We start from the raw sequence: 18,509 nt of genomic DNA on the forward strand, positions 1-18,509 counted from the left end.
ATGATGATGAAGCTGGAGCATTCCGCTCCAGCGGTGTTAATGGTCTATTTTACCACTGACCAATATTTGGCTTGCCATTGGTCAAGCGGGTCTTTATTAGAATACCCTTGTACATAAGGCTTGATTAGACGGGCATTGGTATAATAAAAGATGTCAATATGAACCTCATCTTTGTCCAGCAGACTCTCGGCTTGATGATAGATTTTCACTCGCTCTTCATCGCTTAGCCCTGCCTGTAATGAACTTGCCATGATGGCGTCATATTCGGCACTCTTATAGGCTGACCAGTTGTTGGTGTTATTTGATTTCATCAAGTTTAGGAACGTTGATGATTCGTTATAATCGCCACACCATCTGGCTCGCACCATTTGGTATTTACCCAAACGACGAGTTTCTAGATAGCTCTTCCACTCTTCGTTCACAAGCTCTACATTTACACCCAAGGACTCTTTCCACAGGCTTGCCATTGCCACGGCGATTTTTTTGTGGCTTTCGTTGGTGTCATACAACAGCTTAAAGGTCAGCGGGTTAGATTCATTATAACCTGCTTCACCCAGTAGTTTTTTAGCCTCCTCTAAACGCTTTGCTCTGTCCCATGATTGCCATTCTGGGGTATATTTTAATCCCCCTTTGACGGCAGGCGGGGTAAATTGATAGGCAGGTACCTGTCCTTGCCCCATGACTTTCTTGGCAATCAACTCTCTGTCTGTCGCCAAGTTTAGAGCACGGCGAACCTTGATGTCATTAAAGGGGGCGTTATCAACATTGAGCTCATAATAATAGGTGCATAGCGTTGGGGCGGATTTGACCTCATCGCCTAAGGTTTGTTTTAGTGATGCAAACTGCTCAGATGGCAACTCACTGGCGGTAATGTCAATCTCGCCCGCCTGATAACGCTGTACGTCTGTGGTTGCCTGCGGAATGGGTAGCATGGTCAGCTTATCCAGCTTGACATTAGCATGGTCATGATAGGATGGATTTTTCTCTAAGACAATTTTTTCATTGACTATCCATTCGGTTGGCTTATATGCCCCATTGACCACGATATTCTTAGGATTTGTCCATTTATCGCCATGAGCTTCCACGGTTGCCTTATGCACAGGCTGTACAGACGTATGAATCATCATGTCAGGCAAATAAGGTACCGCTTCTGACAAAGTAATCTCTAAGGTCTTATCATCAATGGCTCGTACGCCCAATGCATCCGTTGGCTTATTACCCAAGATAATTTCACTGGCATTGACCACTTTGGCATCTTCTAGATAACTGGCATACGATGACCCTGTTTTTGGGTCAACCAAACGCTGAAAACTATATACAAAATCATGAGCCGTTACAGGGTCGCCATTTGACCATTTGGCATCACGCAAGCTAAATGTCCATACTTTATTGTCAGCACTCTCCCAATTTTGTGCCATGCCTGCCACCAGATTACCATCATTATCTGTTGTCAATAGTCCTTCTGAAAACTGACGAATCACGTTCGCCTCTTGCACACCCTTGGCGACATGCGGGTCAAGCGACTCAGGCTCACTGGCGTTATTAATGGTAATGGCTTGCTCAGTAGTCGCTTGGGCATTGGTGTCAGTTTGGGTAGCATCGGTTTGGGCCGAGCTTGGCTTATCACCGCCACACGCTGTCAAACCAAACAAGACTGCCATGCTAAGCACAGCAGGACGAAAACATGGCAGTTGAGACATAAAATGGGACATAATTTCTCCTATAATAAACAAAACACAAACCACCCTAGGGCGATTTGTGCTGTTGTGATGTGTTAGTGTTTGGCGATTTTCCAATCTTTGACCTGCCATGTACTTTGCGGGTCGTTGTCTGCATAGCCTAGGACGTATGGTTTTACCAAACGGGGTGATACATAGTGATACACAAAGATGGTCGCACTGTCTTTGTCTAGCACCGCTTCGGCTTGACGATACAGCTCGGCACGCTGTTCTGCGGTAACATCCGCCCCTAATGTACTACTCATCAAACGGTCAAACTCTGGGCTGTTGTATTTACCATAGTTGCTCGAATCGGTTGAGATGAATGTATTTAGGAAAGTTGACGCTTCGTTGTAGTCAGCACACCATCCACCACGAGAAACTTGATGCTTTTGAGTACGTCGAGTTTCAAGGTAGGTTTTCCATTCTTGGTTATTTAGGCTCACTTCAACAAAGCCCAAAGAATCCTTCCAAAACGACGCTGCTGCCACCGCCAGTTTTTTGTGTGCCTCTGATGTATTATACAGCAGTTCAAACTTCAAAGGATTGGACTCATTATAACCTGCTTCACCCAGTAACTTTTTGGCTTCTTCAATACGCTTGGCTTTGTCCCACGCCTTCCACTCAGGCTCATAATCTTTCATGCCTGCGATAGAATTTGGCGTGAATTGATATGCCACGGTCTGACCTTGTGCCAAGATATTGTCAGTAATGATGTCACGGTCTAGTGCCAACGATAACGCTTTACGCACACGCACGTCATCAAATGGAGCTTTGGTATGGTTGAACTCATAATAATAAGTACATAGCTTCGGCTGAACCTTGACCTGCTCGCCCAACTCTGATTGGAGCTGTTTGAACTGCTCTGATGGTAGGGCATCTGCCGTAACATCTATCTCGCCCGCTTTGTAGCGAGTCACGTCGGTAACCTCCGATGGGATGGCCAGTAGCGTGACTGTATTGATGGTGGTCTTGGCGTCGTCATAATAACTGACATTACGCTCTAGCACGATGCGTTCATTAACTTGCCAATCTTTTAGGTTGTAAGCACCATTCGCCACATAGTTACCCACTGCTGTCCATTTGTCACCATGTTGCTCTACTGCTTTTTGGTTGACAGGCTTGACAGAAGTATGAATGAGCGTGTCAGGCAAATAAGGTACAGGCTCGGATAAGGTGACCTCAAGCGTCTTATCATCAATGGCTTTAACACCCAGTGTATCAGGTTTTGCCTTACCGTCTACGATGTCCTGGGCATTCACCACCTTGACCGCCGCCAAATAAGTGGCATAAGGCGATGCTGTCTCAGGATTTACCAGGCGCTGAAAACTATATACAAAATCCTGAGCCGTTACAGGGTCGCCATTTGACCATTTGGCATCACGCAATTTAAATGTCCACACCTTATTATCAGCACTCTCCCATGATTCTGCCATGCCCGCCACGGTATTGCCATTTGCATCGGTTGACGTCAAACCAACCAATAGCTGACGAATGACGTTAGATTCTGGTGTGCCTGATACTTTATGCGGGTCTAGCGACTCAGGCTCTGCACTGTTATTGATGGTCACTTCTTGTGTATCGGCAAGTTCGCCTTTAGCAACAGATGTATTACCTGCTGATGTTTGGGTTGACTCTTTATCGCCACCACAGCCAAATAAAGCCAGGCTAAGCGAGACAAGCAGTGCTGATGGTACAAATTTTGCATTCATGAGTATGTCCTTATGTGAAAAACAGTAACTTATCGTTAGCATTGCGTTATTTGAACTTGCGTAATTACCACTTATTCAAATGACAACTAAATATAATCATTTTTTACCCCCAAAGTCAAGAATTTTTTAAAGATTATGGCAAAATAATGACAACAAAAAACCACTTATCATAAAATAAATGGTTTTGTGTCAGATTAAATCATGCTAAATCATGCATTAAACGGGTCTCTTAGCACAATCGTCTCGGCTCTGTCCGCCCCTGTTGAGATGATGTCCACAGGACAGCCCACAAGCTCTTCGATACGCTTGATATAGACTTTGGCATTCTCTGGCAAGTCGTCAAACTTAGTGATACCGATTGTAGACTCACTCCAGCCTTGCAATGTCTCATACACAGGCGTTACTTTGGCATAATACTCAGCATCATACGCACCCTGAATCTCGCCTTCTGGCAAGGTATAGTCTGTGGCGATTTTAATCTCACTAAGACCGTCTAGCACGTCAAGCTTGGTTAGGCAGATACCGCTCATGGAGTTTAATACAACCGCTCGTCTAAGTGCCACTGCATCAAACCAGCCACAACGTCTGGCACGCCCTGTGGTCGCTCCAAACTCATGCCCCACTTTGCCCAAATGCTCACCCACATCATCAAACAGCTCGGTTGGGAAAGGTCCTGAACCCACACGAGTGGTATAGGCTTTGGTGATGCCAAGCACATAATCAAAATACAAAGGCCCAAGCCCTGTGCCTGTTGCCACGCCCCCTGCGGTGGTGTTTGAGCTCGTTACAAACGGATAAGTCCCGTGGTCAATGTCAAGCAAGGTGCCTTGGGCTCCTTCAAACATCAAGTTCTCGCCTGCCTGACGGCGTGTTTCTAGCTCGTCTGTGACGTCCACAACCAAGTCTTTTAGCTCGCTTGCCCACTCTTGGCATAGGGCAAGGGTGGCATCATAATCAATCGCTTCCGCTTTGTAGTACTGGGTCAAAGCAAAGTTATGATACTCCAAGATAGTTGCCAATTTATCCGCCAAATCACTGCGGAACAAATCAGCCACACGCAAGCCACGGCGAGCCACTTTGTCTTCATAAGCAGGGCCGATGCCACGCCCTGTTGTGCCGATTTTACTGTTGCCACGCTTTAACTCACGGGCTTGGTCAAGAGCGGTGTGATAAGGCATGATAAGCGGACAAGCAGGCGAGATACGCAGACGCTCACGCACAGGCACGCCTTTGTCGGTCAAGCCTTTCATCTCTTTTAATAGAGCGTCAGGGGCGAGCACCACGCCATTGCCGATAAAGCAGGTTACGCCTTCACGCAAAATCCCAGACGGAATAAGGTGCAAAACGGTCTTTTCGCCACCGACCACCAGCGTATGCCCTGCATTGTGTCCGCCTTGATAGCGTGCCACCGCTGTTGCTTTTTCGGTCAGCAAATCCACGATTTTGCCTTTACCTTCATCGCCCCACTGACTGCCAAGCACGACAACATTTTTACCCATGTCTTTCACCTTTTTTTAAAGTTAAACCAATGCCAAATTTTGGCGTTTTTCCTATCTAGTTTAACACATAACCAAGGGGGAAAACTAGCTTAAATTGAATAAATTTTTAAAATTTATCAAATCAATTCAAATTAGCAAAAACTTGCAAAATTTTGCCAAAGCCCTTAAAATTTTCGCCAAAATCATGTTACAATATCCTGTTAAAATTCATAATTAAAAAAAGGCTATCTCAATGTTCCAATTACATCCCGCCCTTGCCAAAGACACATTTTTGGTTGGCGACCTGCCCCTATGCACCGTGCGTTTGATGAATGATTGTCAATTTCCTTGGCTGATTTTGGTGCCACGTGTCTCAAACATCAAAGAAATCTATGAGTTATCTGATGCTGACCAAGTACAATTTTTACGTGAATCAAGCTGGGTATCTAGCCAAATGGCAAAAATCTTTGGTGCGGACAAAATGAACGTCGCCGCCCTTGGTAATCAAGTGCCACAACTACACTTTCATCATGTCGTCCGCTATCAAAATGACGCTCGCTGGCCCAACCCTGTTTGGGGTTGCCCTGCCATCGCCTACACGCCCGAAGTCTTGCAACACATGAAGCAAACCCTGATGATGGCACTGCGTGGACATCATGAAATGCCTTTTGACTGGAAAATGGTGGTTTAGCGTTTAATCCATTGATTTTATTTAAAAAAATTGATAATTTATTCACATCAAGCAACACATAAAAAAATCCGTCATTACACCAAATGACGGATTTTGTGGTTTTTACAAATGATTTAATCACTTGTCTTGTTCAAATGCCAGATTTAGCGTGCCATCTTGATTATTTTCATTCAGCTTTTGCTCATCTTGTGCCAATTTTTCTTTGGCAAGGCTGTCTTTGGCGATGACGGTATCATCCGCCTTGGTTGATTTTTCATCTTTACCCACTGGGGTAACGGTCACTTTTACCAAACCCGCTGACAATGGGACAAGCTGTTTAAAGGCATTTTTAGTCAGGTCAATACGCCCCACCTTACCAATACGGTCATTGACTTTGCAAGTAATGGATTTGCCTGTTTTGGCATTGGTCACTTTGACATGAGTGCCTAGCTTGTATTGGTTGGACGCACAAGTCATGCCGTTATTGCTAAATACTTCGCCATTGGCAGTTTTACGACCATTAAATTTATCGGCATAATAAGACGCCGTGGTCGAATGGGCAGAAGCCTGCACGCCAATCAAGGCAGTTAGAACTAGGGCGGTGATGTTAAGTAAACGCATAATGTCTCTTTACTCCAATCTCAACTTAAAATGGTAACTTATTGATTGCTCAATAATTATTATTTAAATTGTAAGGGCGAATTGCAATTCGCCCTTGATAAATCAGTCATTTATGTAAAGTTGAGAATAGGGTTCTCTTTATAAAATAATACAAAAGATGTTTTAACCATCTTTGATGTTAGTTCTCTATGGTTGAGAAATGAATAACGGTTTTAAAAAAATATGAAAACCTGCCAAACAAAAAGAATGGCTAGGGTGTGCTGAACTTTTTTATTTGCAATGAAAATCACGAAAAATCGCCCGTTTTTCAAGGAAAAAGTGAAATTTGATAGTCATTTTATCAAACGAGCTTTTGACTTCGAGCCACAAGATTTAGCCATTTTTCATGCAAAAACACCATTTTATTTCTATGAAATTTCTAAATGTTAAAATGTGTTATAAAGGGTGGGCACGCACTATTATAACAAATCATCATCCGTCACTTGTTAAGCGATTGCTATTTTTTTGTAAACGTGTATTGATACCACTCCATCATGTCGCTTTTATTTTTGGCAAATTTTAATTTGAGAAAATGTTTAGATAATTTGAAAAAAGCAAAATGCGTGTATGTTTTGTAATGAATGTGGCTAAAAATAAGCCAAAACCAACGCTTTATTACTCTTTATTACATTTCAAAAAGAATATGGCAATAAAAAAAGACTACAATAAATTTGCAGGCAATCACTGCCCTGCTGTAAATTTAGCATCAACACCAAATTAAATTAGGATACCCCCATGAAAAAAATCATCGCCCTATCATCAATCACTGCCTTGACCTTAACAGGCTGTGCCAGCACCCAACTAGACGACACCCGTGTCAAGACTGTAGAAGGCGAAGTTAAAGCTGTTAAAGTAGTTAACATCCCAAGCTTTGACATCGAAATCGCTCCACGCAAAGCCACTTGCCAGCTCACCGACACCGCAGGTAACGCCGTTGCTAGCGAATGCCTACAATACCGCCGTACCCACGAGCGTAACTATAATGTCCTAAGTGGCAACATCGAAGGATTTAGCTTTGAAGAAGGTAACCGCTATGTGCTAAACATCAGCCAAACGGCAGTTGATGATGAAGCCTCAGGCAAAGTCGTTCCTGTATGGAAACTAAACAAAGTCATCTCGGTAAATCCTGAAATCATTAATCCTGTACAGTAATTATTTCTGACTGCAAAGACTTGAAGACTCTTTGTTCTTGTAAAGCCTTTCAAGTTAGTATAATCTACCCATTGGGCGAGCTTACCATCATGAAAATGACTGGTTGGTTCGTCCAATTTTTATTTTTTGGCAAAGGGTGTTATAATTGGCTAAATTTTAAGACAAACACACCATGACCATTCGCACGCCAAAAGAATTTAATCACGCCCCCAGAAAACGCTTTGGGCAGAACTTTTTACACGATACAGGCATCATCCGCCAAATCGTTGATAGTGTTCGCTTATCTCGCACCGATAACCTACTAGAAATCGGACCGGGGCTTGGGGCATTGACCGAGCCACTACTGGCAGAAGTGGATGGCATGACAGTCATCGAGCTTGACCGTGATTTGGCCAATGGTCTAAAAATCAACATCGGAGCGAACAGCCACCCTGATTTTACCATCATTAATGACAACGCCATGCATATTGACTATCATGAACTTGCCAAGCAGGTGGGGCGTGGGGCGTTTCGTGTGGTAGGTAATCTGCCTTATAACATCTCCACGCCCATTTTGTTTCGCTTGTTAGAATTTAGCGATGTCATCACCGACATGCACTTTATGCTTCAAAAAGAAGTCGTTGACCGTATCACTGCCGAGTCAAATACCAAGGCGTATGGGCGACTGTCGGTCATCATGCAGTATCATTGCACCGCTGATTATCTGTTGACCGTGCCAAATGGGGCGTTTAACCCACCACCAAAGGTAACCTCTGCCGTGTTTCGTCTAACGCCTTTTAAGGTCAAACCCTTGCAAGCCCAAGATGAAAAACTCTTTGCCGATGTCGTGCGTGAAACTTTTAATCATAGACGCAAAACCTTGCGAGCGATTTTTAAAAGTGTGAGCATGCTACCAACTTTGGATGATGATGATTTTGCCAAAGCAGGCATCAATCCTCAAGCCCGTCCCGAGACGCTAAGTGTGGCGGATTTTGTACGACTGTCCGATGTCGCCTTTGAAAAACCAAAATTAACCCCAAATAATTATTATAATTGAACAAACTTTTTATTATTTAACTGATATAATGAATATAGTAGCACCCAAAGTTTATCGCCATGAATACGTCATTGGGGATTTACAAGGTTGTTTTGACGCCTTTAATCGACTGCTTGTTGCCCTAGATTTTGATGAAACCCAAGATAAACTCTGGCTGTGTGGCGACATCGTGGCTCGTGGGGAAAATTCCCTAGACACCCTAAGACAAGTCAAGCGTTTGTCCGACATTGGGGCATTGACCACCGTGCTTGGCAACCATGACATTACGCTGATTGCCACATGGCGGGGTGTTTTACCCATCAAGCCCAAAGACAACACCGCACCGATTTTTACCGCTCCCGACTGTGATGAGCTGTTAAACTGGCTACGTCATCAGCCATTTTTGGTATATCCCAACGACAAAACGGTATTGACCCATGCAGGCATACCACCCCATTGGAAGGTCAAAGACGCCAAGGGTTATGCTAACGAACTGGCACAAGCCTTTGGCGGTGATTTAGATGAGCTTGATAAGCTGTTACCCAATTTATACAGCAAAGCCATCGAACCTTGGTCGGATAAGCTAACAGGTCATGCTCGCCTGCGACTGATTGCCGACTATCTGACACGCATGCGACTGTGTGACAAACATGGCACGCTTGAATTTTCATTCAAAGAAAGCCTTGGCGATTCCATGCCTTTGGGTTATCGTCCTTGGTTTGATTGGAAAGTGGTACGCAAACGCAAGATTTTGTTCGGGCATTGGGCAGCCCTAGAAGCAAAAATTGCCACCGACCACGTTCGTGCGTTAGATGGGGGCTGTGTGTGGGGTGGCAAACTGGTGGCGTATCGCCTTATTGATGAACGCCTTATTAGTGTAAATGGCATAGACGATAGGAGTAACAACCATGGCTAATCCGTCTTTTTTCACTACAAAAGGGGTGACACTATCACATACTCGAATGGGTGTAGCCATTTTAACAGCGTTAATCCTGTCAGCGTGTGCCAACAAACCCACCTATCAGCCAAATAATAACACTCGCACCACGCCTGCTGGTGGCAACCATGCCAAACAAGGCGTGCCCCAGCGTTACCAAGTCCAACGTGGTGATACCGTCTCAAAAATCGCCGCTCGCTATGGTCTTAACTGGCGTGAAGTTAGTCGCATCAACCGCCTAGACAGTAATCACACCATCCGTGTCGGGCAGTGGCTAACCCTATGGGGAACATCAAACCCCGCCCAAGCTGGCACAAGTACCAGTATCACACAAAGCCCCGTACCCTCAAATACCAATACAAACACAACCAAGGTGATTACCGTTAAAAACCCTATGGTCGGCAGTGTGGGCGTCATGCAATTTGAATACCCTGTCAGCAAAGATAGTAAAGTTGTGCGTCACTTTGGTGAAATTAGCAACATTAATGGCATCAACACCAAGGTTGAAGGCATGTGGTTTATTGGCAAAAACAATGATCCGATTCGTGCCGCCCGCTCAGGGACGGTGGTACATGCTGATAATGCTAGTACAGGTGGCATTATTACCATCTCACACCCCGACGGCTTTGTCAGTAGCTACCTGCATGTCAAGGATGTCAGCGTTCGCAAAGGGCAAAAAATCAGTGTGGGCGACCCTATTGCCAAGATGAAACAGCAACAAAATGGGGCAACTTTACTAGAATTTCGTATTGCTAAAAATGGCGTCTACATTGACCCTGTGACGGTTTTAAAATGATTGGATGCAACTAAAAACCCCACCAAAAGAAAACCGTTCATGGCAATTTGTCTGTCCATAACGGCTTTCTTTAAACTTAGAGCCCCAAGAACCTGTTCACAATCAAAATATACACTCTACAAAATGAAAAAGTACCACGGTTTCCGTTCGTGGCGAGCCTGTCGAACCATGACGGAAACCGACCCGAGGGCAAGCTTGTGGCGAACGGTTTCCGTAGTAAAATTCAATTTTGTTAGCTGTACTTGCAAGAAACTCAAGAGTTATTTGCACTTTGTTTAAAATAAAACTCTAACCACTCATAAGAAGTAAAGGTTTAATGCCAAATCTTGTTTATTTAAAGCAATTGTTGGTGCTAGCTTGCGGTTTAAGTAGTTTAACTTGTACACCCAAGAAACTTTAAAATTACTACAAATACAATAATGTGTGGACGTAGGGGCGTGGTAAATATCAAGTTGGTTGGGTGTACCTTGCGATAAGACATGCCTTTGTCATTGATGAGTGCCAGAGCTTTTTTACGAAAGTCTAAGGAGTAGGTCATGGTATTTAAAGCTCTATTTGATGGGTGTTAGGGTATTGTAGCATATTTGAGGTTTGTGGGGTGTACTCTGTTTTCAAGAGCTGTTTTTTGTTCAGTAGTCATCAGCATGGTGATGGTTTTGTAGGCATTATAGCCATTGAGCTGGGTGCGACATTGGGTGTCCACAGCGGTTTTAATACTGCCATACCGACATTGGTTGCGGTATTAATGGCGTTGCTTGTGCCATCCGTGCCTGTGGTGGCACAACCTGTTAGTAGGATAGCACCTGCCATGACGCTAAGCATTAATTTTTTCATAAAGCCTCTCTGATTAAAAATTACTCATCTATAATATCACAAAATTGTGCTGTTAAAACACTTGCTAACTCATCAGGGGCAATGCCAATATCCAGCCCACGCTTGCCACCACTCACATATATGTTATCAAGGGCTTGGGCGGACGAATGTATCACGGTTGTTAGGCGTTTTTTCTGCCAATGGGACTAATCCCACCCACGATATAACCTGTTAAGCGTTCGGCGTCGCTAGGGTTTGCCATTATGAGCTTTTTTACACCAACAGCCGTTGCCATTTTCTTTAAATTAAGCAGATGACACACGGGCAATATCGCCACAAAATACGCCTTGCCATCCGTAACGAGCAAGGTTTTAAACACTTCATCAGGCGATAAACCTAACTTTTGGGACGCTTCCAACCCAAAATTGGTGTTATTTGGGTCATGGTCGTATTCATGAATACTGTGGGCGATTTTTTGCTTTTTTAATAGACGAATGGCAGGAGTCATGACTTACTCAATCGGCTTTAAAGGTTGTACCACATCGGCATTTTGCCCACGATGACGCAAATAATGGTCAAGTAGGACAATGGCAAGCATCGCCTCGGCAATCGGTGTGGCTCGCACGCCCACACAAGGGTCATGGCGACCTTTGGTAATCACGTCTGTGGCTTCACCGTCTAGGTTAATCGTCTTGCCTGCGGTGGTGATACTGGCGGTCGGTTTTAGGGCAATGGCGACACGAATGGTTTGCCCACTACTAATCCCACCCAGAATCCCACCTGCGTGATTGGCACAAAAGCCGTCAGGGGTCAGCTCATCTCGGCTCTCATGCCCAAACTGCTCGGCAACCGCAAAACCATCGCCAATCTCTACGCCCTTAACGGCATTGATAGACATCATCGCATGGGCGATATCGGCATCTAGGCGGTCAAAAATCGGCTCGCCCAAGCCCACAGGGACATTCTCGGCAAAAATCTCCAACTTCGCTCCACAGCTTGTGCCTTGTTCACGCAAAGACGTAACCAAGGCTTCAAAGCGTGGTATAGCGTCAATATCCCCACAAAAAAACGGGTTTTGGTTTACAATATCCCAATCGAGCTTCTCAGCCTTTTCGGTGCCGATTTGGGTGACGTGTCCACGAATGACAACGCCCAAGCGTTCTTTTAGGTATTTTTTGGCAATCGCCCCTGCCGCCACACGCATGGCAGTTTCACGAGCAGACGAACGCCCACCGCCACGATAATCCCGAAAGCCGTATTTCATCGTATATGTATAATCGGCATGATTGGGGCGAAAAGTCGTGGCGATATTGCCATAGTCTTTGGACTTTTGGTCGGTGTTGCGAATGAGTAGCCCAATCGGTGTGCCTGTGGTACGCCCTTCAAACACCCCAGAGATAATCTCCACCACGTCATCTTCTTTTCTTTGCGTGGCAAATTTGGAAGTGCCAGGTTTACGGCGGTCAAGCTCGGCTTGCAAATCCGCCTCGCACAGCGCCAAATTGGGCGGTACACCATCCACAATCGCCATAAGCCCCACGCCATGCGATTCGCCACAGGTGGTTACGGTAAAAAGTTGTCCTATTGTGTTGCCTGACATGTTACCCCCTTATGATTTAAAGCAAAGTGGAAAAATTACCACCTGCCTTTCTTTATTGCTTTCATCACGCTGTTTTTCATAAAAAGGTTTACCTGCCAAAACAACCTCACCTTCATACTCATAAACATTTGGCATTGGGTTATTAAACAAAAGCACTGCAACACCATTGGTTTTTGATTGTGCCAATGTTTTATTTTGACCAAAATTCACATCTTGATCGCCCTTTAGCCCCATGCCTGTATAAAGCAGCTTACCATCTTGCCATCTGTCTTGATAAACACTGTCTTTTTTATGAACCAAAATCAACACATTGTTTTTTCGACTGCGGCGCATGCCACCGGAATTTGATACGCCGAATTTTTCCATCAATTGAGCGTTAGTAAATACCGTACCGATTTTTAGATTGGTTAAATCCATTATTCCCCCATCGCCCTATCAACCTGTCTTTTAAACTCATCACGATATTCCAAAAGCTCCTCGCAGGTAATGGCAAAAATCCCGCTTCCGCCTTTTTGGAAAGTGAGCCAGTCAAACTGAATCTCAGGATAAGATTGGCGTAACGCCCATTCGCTGTCGCCCACTTCACACACCAACAGCCCGTCTTTTGTCAGATAATCAGGAGCATGATACAAGATTTGATGTACCAAATCCAACCCATCCTGCCCTGCCGCTAAGGCATGTTCTGGCTCATGCAAAAACTCTGGCGGTAGCTCCGCCATGACCGCCGCATCCACATAAGGCGGATTGGTAACAATCAGCTCGTACTGATTTTCGGCAGGGATTTTGGCAAACAAATCACTCTCAATGAGATTGACCTGATGAGATAATTCATGATGTTCGACATTCGTCCATGCCACCTCCAAGGCATCTTTATCAATATCCGCCCCATCCACGTTGGCATCAGGGAACGCCACCGCCAAAGCAATGGCAATACAGCCCGACCCTGTGCAAAGGTCTAAGATCCGCTCAGGCGGAGCCAGTTGCAACTCTTGCAAACCGTGGGCAAAAAATTTGGTTTTGTTGGCATTATCCACATCAAAATACGGATAGAAGTTTTGATTGATAAGCTCGGCAATGGGCGAGCGTGGAATAAGCACACGCTCGTCCACATAAAACGGCAAATTACAAAAATACGCCAAGTTAATAAGATACGACAAAGGCTTACGCTGAATAATCCGCTCGGATAATAAGTCAAGCACCGCCTGCTTTTCGCTGTCGGTCAAACGACAATCCAAAATCTCAGGATTCGCCCCCCAATCTAGGTTTAACGTATGCAGGACAATGGCAGAGCTTTCGGCAAATTCATCGGTCGTCCCCTGTGCCACCACCACGTCATATTCACGCAGTTTGCTCACACAAAAACGGATAAAATCCCGAATGGTACGCAAATTTCGTCCTGCTTCATCAAGCTGAATATGTAACTCGTCAATTTGGGCAGGGCTTAATTTGCCATTGTCTAGCTCGTCTAAGTGTTCTAAGTTGTCTGAGCTGTCAAATTCTTGCTCGGCATCATCGCTAAACTGGTCATCTAAATGGGTGTCTGACATGATATTCTCTTAATCGCATAAATTTGCCATTATAAAGAAAAATCGCCCATTTTTAAACCGCTTTTTAAATCAGTCATTAAATTTTGTGGTAAAAATGGTTTTTTGGGGGAAAAATTGATAAAATAGAAAAATTTAAACCTTATATTGAGTTGTTAGGAGCAAATCACATTCACCCTAATGATTTTGGATGATTTCAAACACACCAATGATTAACAACATCACATTTTAAAGATAACAGATTTATCAAAAAGAGACACCCATGACCGACAAACCCCCCTTTTGCCTGCCTGCCGACATCACGCCCGAGATTTTTTTTGCAGAATATTGGCAAAAAAAGCCCCTACTTATCAAAAACGGCTTGCCTGCCCTTGTGGGCATGTTTGAGCCTGTTGACGTGCTTGATTTGGCGATGGAAGACGGCGTATCAGCACGGCTTATCGCCCAAAAAGACGACAACTCAAAGGAGTGGACGCTTAAAAATTCGCCTTTGACCGAACAAGATTTGCAAAACACCCCACGCCTGTGGACAGTGCTGGTGCAAAACCTAGAACAGTGGTCGCCCGAGCTTGGCGAGCTGTGGCAAGCCTTTGATTTTATTCCAAAATGGCAACAAGACGACATCATGGTATCGGTCGCTGGGGCGGGCGGTTCGGTCGGTGAGCATTATGATGAATATGACGTGTTTTTGGCACAAGGCCATGGCTCTCGCCGTTGGACGCTTGGTAAAATGTGTGATAGCGACACGCCATTTATTGAAGGTCAGCCCATTCGCCTGCTTGACGACATGGGGCAGATTATTTTTGATGAAATCCTAGAAGCAGGAGACGTGCTGTATGTACCGCCACGCCTTAGCCATTATGGGGTCGCCCAAGACGACTGCTTGACGTTTAGCTTTGGGTTTCGCCGTCCTAACATGGTGCAAATCCTAGACGAAGTGGCGGACGTTGCCACAGGCGAACACACTCTATTCTCTCCGCTTATCCTGCCCCAAACCTTACAAAACAACGCTTATGAGCTAACAGACGAGAGCATTACCGCCATAAAAAGCGAGCTTATCAATTTACTAAATTCTGACAAAGGCAACGCCATTTTAACCCAAGCGTTGAGTGAATTGGTCAGCAAACGCCAATATGATTTGATTGCCTTTGATGACGAACTTGCCTCCGATGAACTGGCTGAACGCTTGCAAAATGGCGAATGCTTGATGATAAATCCCGCCTGCCGATTTGTCCGACAAAACGATGATTGGTACATCAATGGCGAATGCGTGTGTTTTAATGACAAAGAGCTGGCACTCATTAACCGCTTTACCAATCATGACGTGATTACGTTTGATGACTTATCTTGTGATTTGGATAACGACTTATTGGCAAGTTGTGCAAATTGGCTCAATGATAATTGGCTGATTTTGATTTAATTCATTTAAATGCCAAGCAACAAACTTGGCATTTTCTACCGCCAACACCCAACCACGCCCTACCCCCAAAAGAGCATAGCCAAAACCCCCGTTTTCTGCTATAATCCCCAATTTTAAATGATTTGATAGCTCAATGACCGACAAAAAGCCTCTAGATACCGTAAAAACGTCCACACTCTCTCGCCAATTAAGCATTGCCAAAACCTCCCTAAACATCGGCAAAAACTGGGCGAAAAGTGGCGTTACGGGGCTTTTTTTATCCAAAGAACAGCGGGAACTCCAAAAACACACGCTCATGCAAGAGCAGGCGGATTATTTGGTGGCAGAGCTTGGCAAATTAAAAGGGTCGGTCGTCAAAGTCGGGCAAATGCTGGCGTTATATGGCGAGCATATGCTCCCCCGTGAAGTCGTCAATGCCCTGCACACCCTAGACGCTCAGACCGCCCCATTGGCGTGGCACATCATCTATCATACGATACGGGCGGAGCTGGGCGGGCGGGCTGATGATTTTGAGATTGAGCGGACACCCATTGGCACGGCAAGCCTTGCCCAAGTCCACAAAGCCACGCACAAATATTCAGGGCGAGAAGTCGTTCTAAAAGTCCAATACCCCAATGTCGCCCAAGCCATTGATTCGGATTTGTCGTTATTTAAGCATTTATTAAAAGTAACCAACGCCGTCCCCCAAACCAAAGCCCTAGATGACTGGTTTGGCGAGATTAGGCAGCTATTACATCGGGAAGTGGATTATGTCATGGAAGCAAACACCACCAAGCGATTTGCCGATTATCTCAAGGGCGATGAGCGGTATATCGTACCGACCATTTATGATAATTATTCCACGCCCCGCTTGATTTGCATGAGCTATGAAGCAGGCATTCATTTAAATGACCCTGCCCTACAATCATTAAATCAAACACGCCGTAATCACTTAGGACAATCCGCCATTGACATTGTCATACGAGAGATTTTTGAATGGGGCGAGATGCAAACCGACCCCAATTTTGGCAATTATTTGGTCAGACTTGATGACACCACCCAACAAGACAAATTGGTATTGCTAGATTTTGGGGCGATTAAACAATTTGATGACAAATTATTAACCATTGCCAAAAATCTACTCATCGCAGGTCATTATCAAGACAAAACGATGATGAAAAATGCGATGACTGGCTATGATTTTTTTGATAAATTAACGGGCAAACCCCAAGATGACGTGGCGGACGTGCTACTCATGGCGTGCGAGCCATTTGCCGACAGCGATACCGCAGACAGCGAATATCTCGATGATGACAAATACATCTGGGCAAAAAGCTACCTATATCAGCGTGTCATGACCACCGCCAAATCAGGCATGCAGTCGCTAGAATTTAGCCTACCGCCCAAAGAGCTGATGTTCATCAGTCGCAAATTTATCGGGGCGTATGCCTTGCTATCGGCATTGGACAGCCGTACGGACGCTGATAGATTGGTAAAACGCCATGTCGCAAAAAACGCTCAATGATGAGCGTTTTATTTTTATTCAAGATTAGCAAAATGCTTTACCAAAATATCCAAACAGCGTTGCACTTTGGTGGGCTGAAATTCTTTATCGGGCAGTCTTGCCACCAATGCCAAGGGCGGTAGTTCATGCCCTGCCAGCACGTTTTTAAGCTCGTCACTTTGGATGAATGGCTTAGCGTCCAAGGCATTAACCTTGATGATGCCTTGGTGCGACATGGCAAGTTTTAGGGCGATTTTAGAGCTGTTGGTACTAAGGCGACTTTTTCTTTTTATGTCGACCGTCTCACCTGTGGCGAAGGTTATCGTGCGATTGCCGTCTAACAAAATAAAATCCTGCTCAGCCAAATCATCAATGCTGTGGATGGGCGCATGCCTATCCAGATAGTCGCCCGATGCCAATAATAACTGTGGCACATAAGTCAGTAACACATCATTTTTATCATGTTCACTTACTTCTTTGGCATCGACAAAACCCACGCAGATGTCTACACGGTCATGAGTCATGTCAAACTCTTCCCCACGCACCATAAAGTGTAGCGACAAAGATTCATTTTGCGCCAACCAATCTGATAAAGCAGGCATGAGATATTGGCAAGCCACCTGTGGCGTGGTCGCAATGGTTAGGTTACCCATGACGTCATCACGCAAACGGCTTGCCTGATGCCAACCCATCTCGGCTGCCGTTACCATTTTTAAGGCTGACTGGTAAAATAACTCGCCCACTTCGGTAAGACTAACTCTGCGTGTCGAGCGTTGCAATAACACCGCCCCAAGCTCGTTTTCCAATGAGCGAATCTGTTGGCTAACTGCACTTGTGGTAATATTTAGTTCTTTAGCGGCACCACTAAATGAACCATGCCTAACGACTGCCACAAAAACCGCCATCGCTCGCAAATTATCCAACAACATCTTAACCCCCCTATCTACCGATTCATGCAGATTATTACCTATATTAATTATTTGTCTGACAAACCTGTAAAACAAGAGCGAAACTAAATGTTCAATCAGACCCTTTAGCAGCTTTTGCAAACACCTGTTAATATTTGACTAATTACTTTTTAATAGGCAAATAATTAGCTGGCAAGCTGGCAAGCTGGCAAGCTGGCAAGCTGGCAAGCTGGCAAGCTGGCAAGCATTATAACAAATAATTTTTATAAGTCAATATTTATATAAAATAATATTATTTTTTTACAAAAAATTTTATTAATCATATTTATAAAAAAACAACAAAAAAACAATAAATAATCATAAAAATTTTAAAAAAATTTATAAAAAGAACAATAATATTTTCAGAATATAAATTCAAACAATTAAAAATAAAGAATTATTTTATTTTTTAAAGAAAAATTATTTTAAGATTATTTTAAAATAGTAATTTTTTTGATAAAAAATATTTCTAGATTAATTCTTGAAAATGACATATAATAGCGAAATTAATTTTTGTCATTCTTATAAAAACTATCATATAAAAACAAATAAAAATAATTATTA

General features: G+C 44.2%; 16 protein-coding genes and 1 pseudogene. 7 read left to right on the forward strand and 10 right to left on the reverse strand.

All coding sequences use genetic code 11. From position 1 onward, the window contains the following. Window positions 1-44: 44 nt before the first annotated feature. The 3 genes from K941_RS0106015 to K941_RS0106025 all read right to left on the reverse strand — a co-directional run bounded on the left by K941_RS0106015 (window position 45) and on the right by K941_RS0106025 (window position 4,929). Window positions 45-1,712, reverse strand: coding sequence for an ABC transporter substrate-binding protein (locus K941_RS0106015; protein WP_228130374.1), 1,668 nt, complete (start codon window positions 1,710-1,712; stop codon window positions 45-47). A gap of 62 nt (window positions 1,713-1,774) precedes the next feature. Continuing rightward, a complete protein-coding gene (locus tag K941_RS0106020; RefSeq protein ID WP_029102907.1) occupies window positions 1,775-3,430 on the reverse strand; it encodes an ABC transporter substrate-binding protein in 1,656 nt (551 codons plus the stop codon). Window positions 3,431-3,639: 209 nt separating this feature from the next. Further along, window positions 3,640-4,929 (reverse strand): adenylosuccinate synthase, encoded by a 1,290-nt coding sequence (locus tag K941_RS0106025; protein WP_029102908.1) that lies wholly within the window; start codon window positions 4,927-4,929, stop codon window positions 3,640-3,642. Between the two features lie 232 nt (window positions 4,930-5,161). On the opposite strand from K941_RS0106025, the gene K941_RS0106035 reads away from it, so the two are divergent. Beyond that, complete coding sequence (locus tag K941_RS0106035; protein WP_029102909.1) at window positions 5,162-5,599, forward strand: HIT domain-containing protein; 438 nt, start codon at window positions 5,162-5,164, stop codon at window positions 5,597-5,599. A gap of 117 nt (window positions 5,600-5,716) precedes the next feature. Here K941_RS0106035 and K941_RS0106040 read toward each other — a convergent pair whose 3' ends face one another. Continuing rightward, complete coding sequence (locus tag K941_RS0106040) at window positions 5,717-6,199, reverse strand: septal ring lytic transglycosylase RlpA family protein (RefSeq protein ID WP_029102910.1); 483 nt, start codon at window positions 6,197-6,199, stop codon at window positions 5,717-5,719. Window positions 6,200-6,973: 774 nt separating this feature from the next. Here K941_RS0106040 and K941_RS0106050 point away from each other — a divergent pair. The 4 genes from K941_RS0106050 (at window position 6,974) to K941_RS0106065 (ending at window position 10,138) form a co-directional block, all read left to right on the forward strand. Continuing rightward, a complete protein-coding gene (locus K941_RS0106050; RefSeq protein ID WP_029102911.1) occupies window positions 6,974-7,390 on the forward strand; it encodes a DUF4377 domain-containing protein in 417 nt (138 codons plus the stop codon). A 172-nt stretch (window positions 7,391-7,562) separates the two neighbouring features. Beyond that, complete coding sequence (gene rsmA / locus K941_RS0106055; RefSeq protein ID WP_029102912.1) at window positions 7,563-8,426, forward strand: 16S rRNA (adenine(1518)-N(6)/adenine(1519)-N(6))-dimethyltransferase RsmA; 864 nt, start codon at window positions 7,563-7,565, stop codon at window positions 8,424-8,426. A gap of 28 nt (window positions 8,427-8,454) precedes the next feature. Beyond that, window positions 8,455-9,321 (forward strand): symmetrical bis(5'-nucleosyl)-tetraphosphatase, encoded by an 867-nt coding sequence (locus K941_RS0106060; RefSeq protein WP_029102913.1) that lies wholly within the window; start codon window positions 8,455-8,457, stop codon window positions 9,319-9,321. Then, window positions 9,314-10,138, forward strand: a complete 825-nt coding sequence (locus K941_RS0106065) for a M23 family metallopeptidase (protein ID WP_051225918.1) — start codon at window positions 9,314-9,316, stop codon at window positions 10,136-10,138. Before K941_RS0106060 ends, K941_RS0106065 begins: the two co-directional genes overlap by 8 nt. Before the next feature lie 639 nt (window positions 10,139-10,777). Here K941_RS0106065 and K941_RS0106070 read toward each other — a convergent pair. The 5 genes and pseudogenes from K941_RS0106070 to prmB form a co-directional block, all read right to left on the reverse strand. After that, window positions 10,778-10,972 (reverse strand): hypothetical protein, encoded by a 195-nt coding sequence (locus K941_RS0106070; protein WP_029102915.1) that lies wholly within the window; start codon window positions 10,970-10,972, stop codon window positions 10,778-10,780. Between the two features lie 20 nt (window positions 10,973-10,992). Then, window positions 10,993-11,459, reverse strand: a pseudogene (gene ybaK / locus K941_RS14915) (Cys-tRNA(Pro) deacylase). A 3-nt stretch (window positions 11,460-11,462) separates the two neighbouring features. Further along, on the reverse strand, window positions 11,463-12,551 hold the full coding sequence (aroC, locus tag K941_RS0106080) for a chorismate synthase (RefSeq protein WP_029102916.1): 1,089 nt from the start codon (window positions 12,549-12,551) through the stop codon (window positions 11,463-11,465). Between the two features lie 9 nt (window positions 12,552-12,560). Continuing rightward, complete coding sequence (locus K941_RS0106085; RefSeq protein WP_029102917.1) at window positions 12,561-12,968, reverse strand: hypothetical protein; 408 nt, start codon at window positions 12,966-12,968, stop codon at window positions 12,561-12,563. Continuing rightward, on the reverse strand, window positions 12,968-14,101 hold the full coding sequence (gene prmB, locus K941_RS0106090) for a 50S ribosomal protein L3 N(5)-glutamine methyltransferase (RefSeq protein WP_029102918.1): 1,134 nt from the start codon (window positions 14,099-14,101) through the stop codon (window positions 12,968-12,970). Before prmB ends, K941_RS0106085 begins: the two co-directional genes overlap by 1 nt. A 256-nt stretch (window positions 14,102-14,357) precedes the next feature. Here prmB and K941_RS0106095 point away from each other — a divergent pair, with 256 nt between their 5' ends. Then, window positions 14,358-15,515 carry a cupin domain-containing protein gene (locus K941_RS0106095; RefSeq protein ID WP_029102919.1) on the forward strand — a complete coding sequence of 386 codons (1,158 nt, stop codon included), beginning with the start codon at window positions 14,358-14,360 and terminating at the stop codon, window positions 15,513-15,515. 133 nt (window positions 15,516-15,648) lie between these two features. Beyond that, window positions 15,649-17,019 carry an ABC1 kinase family protein gene (locus K941_RS0106100; RefSeq protein ID WP_029102920.1) on the forward strand — a complete coding sequence of 457 codons (1,371 nt, stop codon included), beginning with the start codon at window positions 15,649-15,651 and terminating at the stop codon, window positions 17,017-17,019. A 14-nt stretch (window positions 17,020-17,033) separates the two neighbouring features. Here the strand turns inward: K941_RS0106100 and K941_RS0106105 are convergent, their stop codons facing one another. Then, window positions 17,034-17,927 (reverse strand): LysR family transcriptional regulator, encoded by an 894-nt coding sequence (locus tag K941_RS0106105; protein ID WP_051225919.1) that lies wholly within the window; start codon window positions 17,925-17,927, stop codon window positions 17,034-17,036. Window positions 17,928-18,509: the final 582 nt, after the last annotated feature.

The sequence above is a fragment of the Moraxella caprae DSM 19149 genome (genome assembly GCF_000426885.1).
Lineage (GTDB): Bacteria > Pseudomonadota > Gammaproteobacteria > Pseudomonadales > Moraxellaceae > Moraxella > Moraxella caprae.

Excerpts from the sequence above, each read along its gene's own strand:
- K941_RS0106100 (WP_029102920.1), top strand. The coding sequence starts at position 15,649 with ATGACCGACAAAAAGCCTCTAGATACCGTAAAAACGTCCACACTCTCT.
- K941_RS0106070 (WP_029102915.1), bottom strand. The coding sequence starts at position 10,972 with ATGAAAAAATTAATGCTTAGCGTCATGGCAGGTGCTATCCTACTAACA.
- K941_RS0106065 (WP_051225918.1), top strand. The coding sequence starts at position 9,314 with ATGGCTAATCCGTCTTTTTTCACTACAAAAGGGGTGACACTATCACAT.
- K941_RS0106050 (WP_029102911.1), top strand. The coding sequence starts at position 6,974 with ATGAAAAAAATCATCGCCCTATCATCAATCACTGCCTTGACCTTAACA.
- K941_RS0106095 (WP_029102919.1), top strand. The coding sequence starts at position 14,358 with ATGACCGACAAACCCCCCTTTTGCCTGCCTGCCGACATCACGCCCGAG.
- K941_RS0106060 (WP_029102913.1), top strand. The coding sequence starts at position 8,455 with ATGAATATAGTAGCACCCAAAGTTTATCGCCATGAATACGTCATTGGG.
- rsmA (WP_029102912.1), top strand. The coding sequence starts at position 7,563 with ATGACCATTCGCACGCCAAAAGAATTTAATCACGCCCCCAGAAAACGC.
- K941_RS0106020 (WP_029102907.1), bottom strand. The coding sequence starts at position 3,430 with ATGAATGCAAAATTTGTACCATCAGCACTGCTTGTCTCGCTTAGCCTG.
- K941_RS0106025 (WP_029102908.1), bottom strand. The coding sequence starts at position 4,929 with ATGGGTAAAAATGTTGTCGTGCTTGGCAGTCAGTGGGGCGATGAAGGT.
- K941_RS0106015 (WP_228130374.1), bottom strand. The coding sequence starts at position 1,712 with ATGTCCCATTTTATGTCTCAACTGCCATGTTTTCGTCCTGCTGTGCTT.
- aroC (WP_029102916.1), bottom strand. The coding sequence starts at position 12,551 with ATGTCAGGCAACACAATAGGACAACTTTTTACCGTAACCACCTGTGGC.
- K941_RS0106035 (WP_029102909.1), top strand. The coding sequence starts at position 5,162 with ATGTTCCAATTACATCCCGCCCTTGCCAAAGACACATTTTTGGTTGGC.
- K941_RS0106105 (WP_051225919.1), bottom strand. The coding sequence starts at position 17,927 with ATGTTGTTGGATAATTTGCGAGCGATGGCGGTTTTTGTGGCAGTCGTT.
- K941_RS0106085 (WP_029102917.1), bottom strand. The coding sequence starts at position 12,968 with ATGGATTTAACCAATCTAAAAATCGGTACGGTATTTACTAACGCTCAA.
- K941_RS0106040 (WP_029102910.1), bottom strand. The coding sequence starts at position 6,199 with ATGCGTTTACTTAACATCACCGCCCTAGTTCTAACTGCCTTGATTGGC.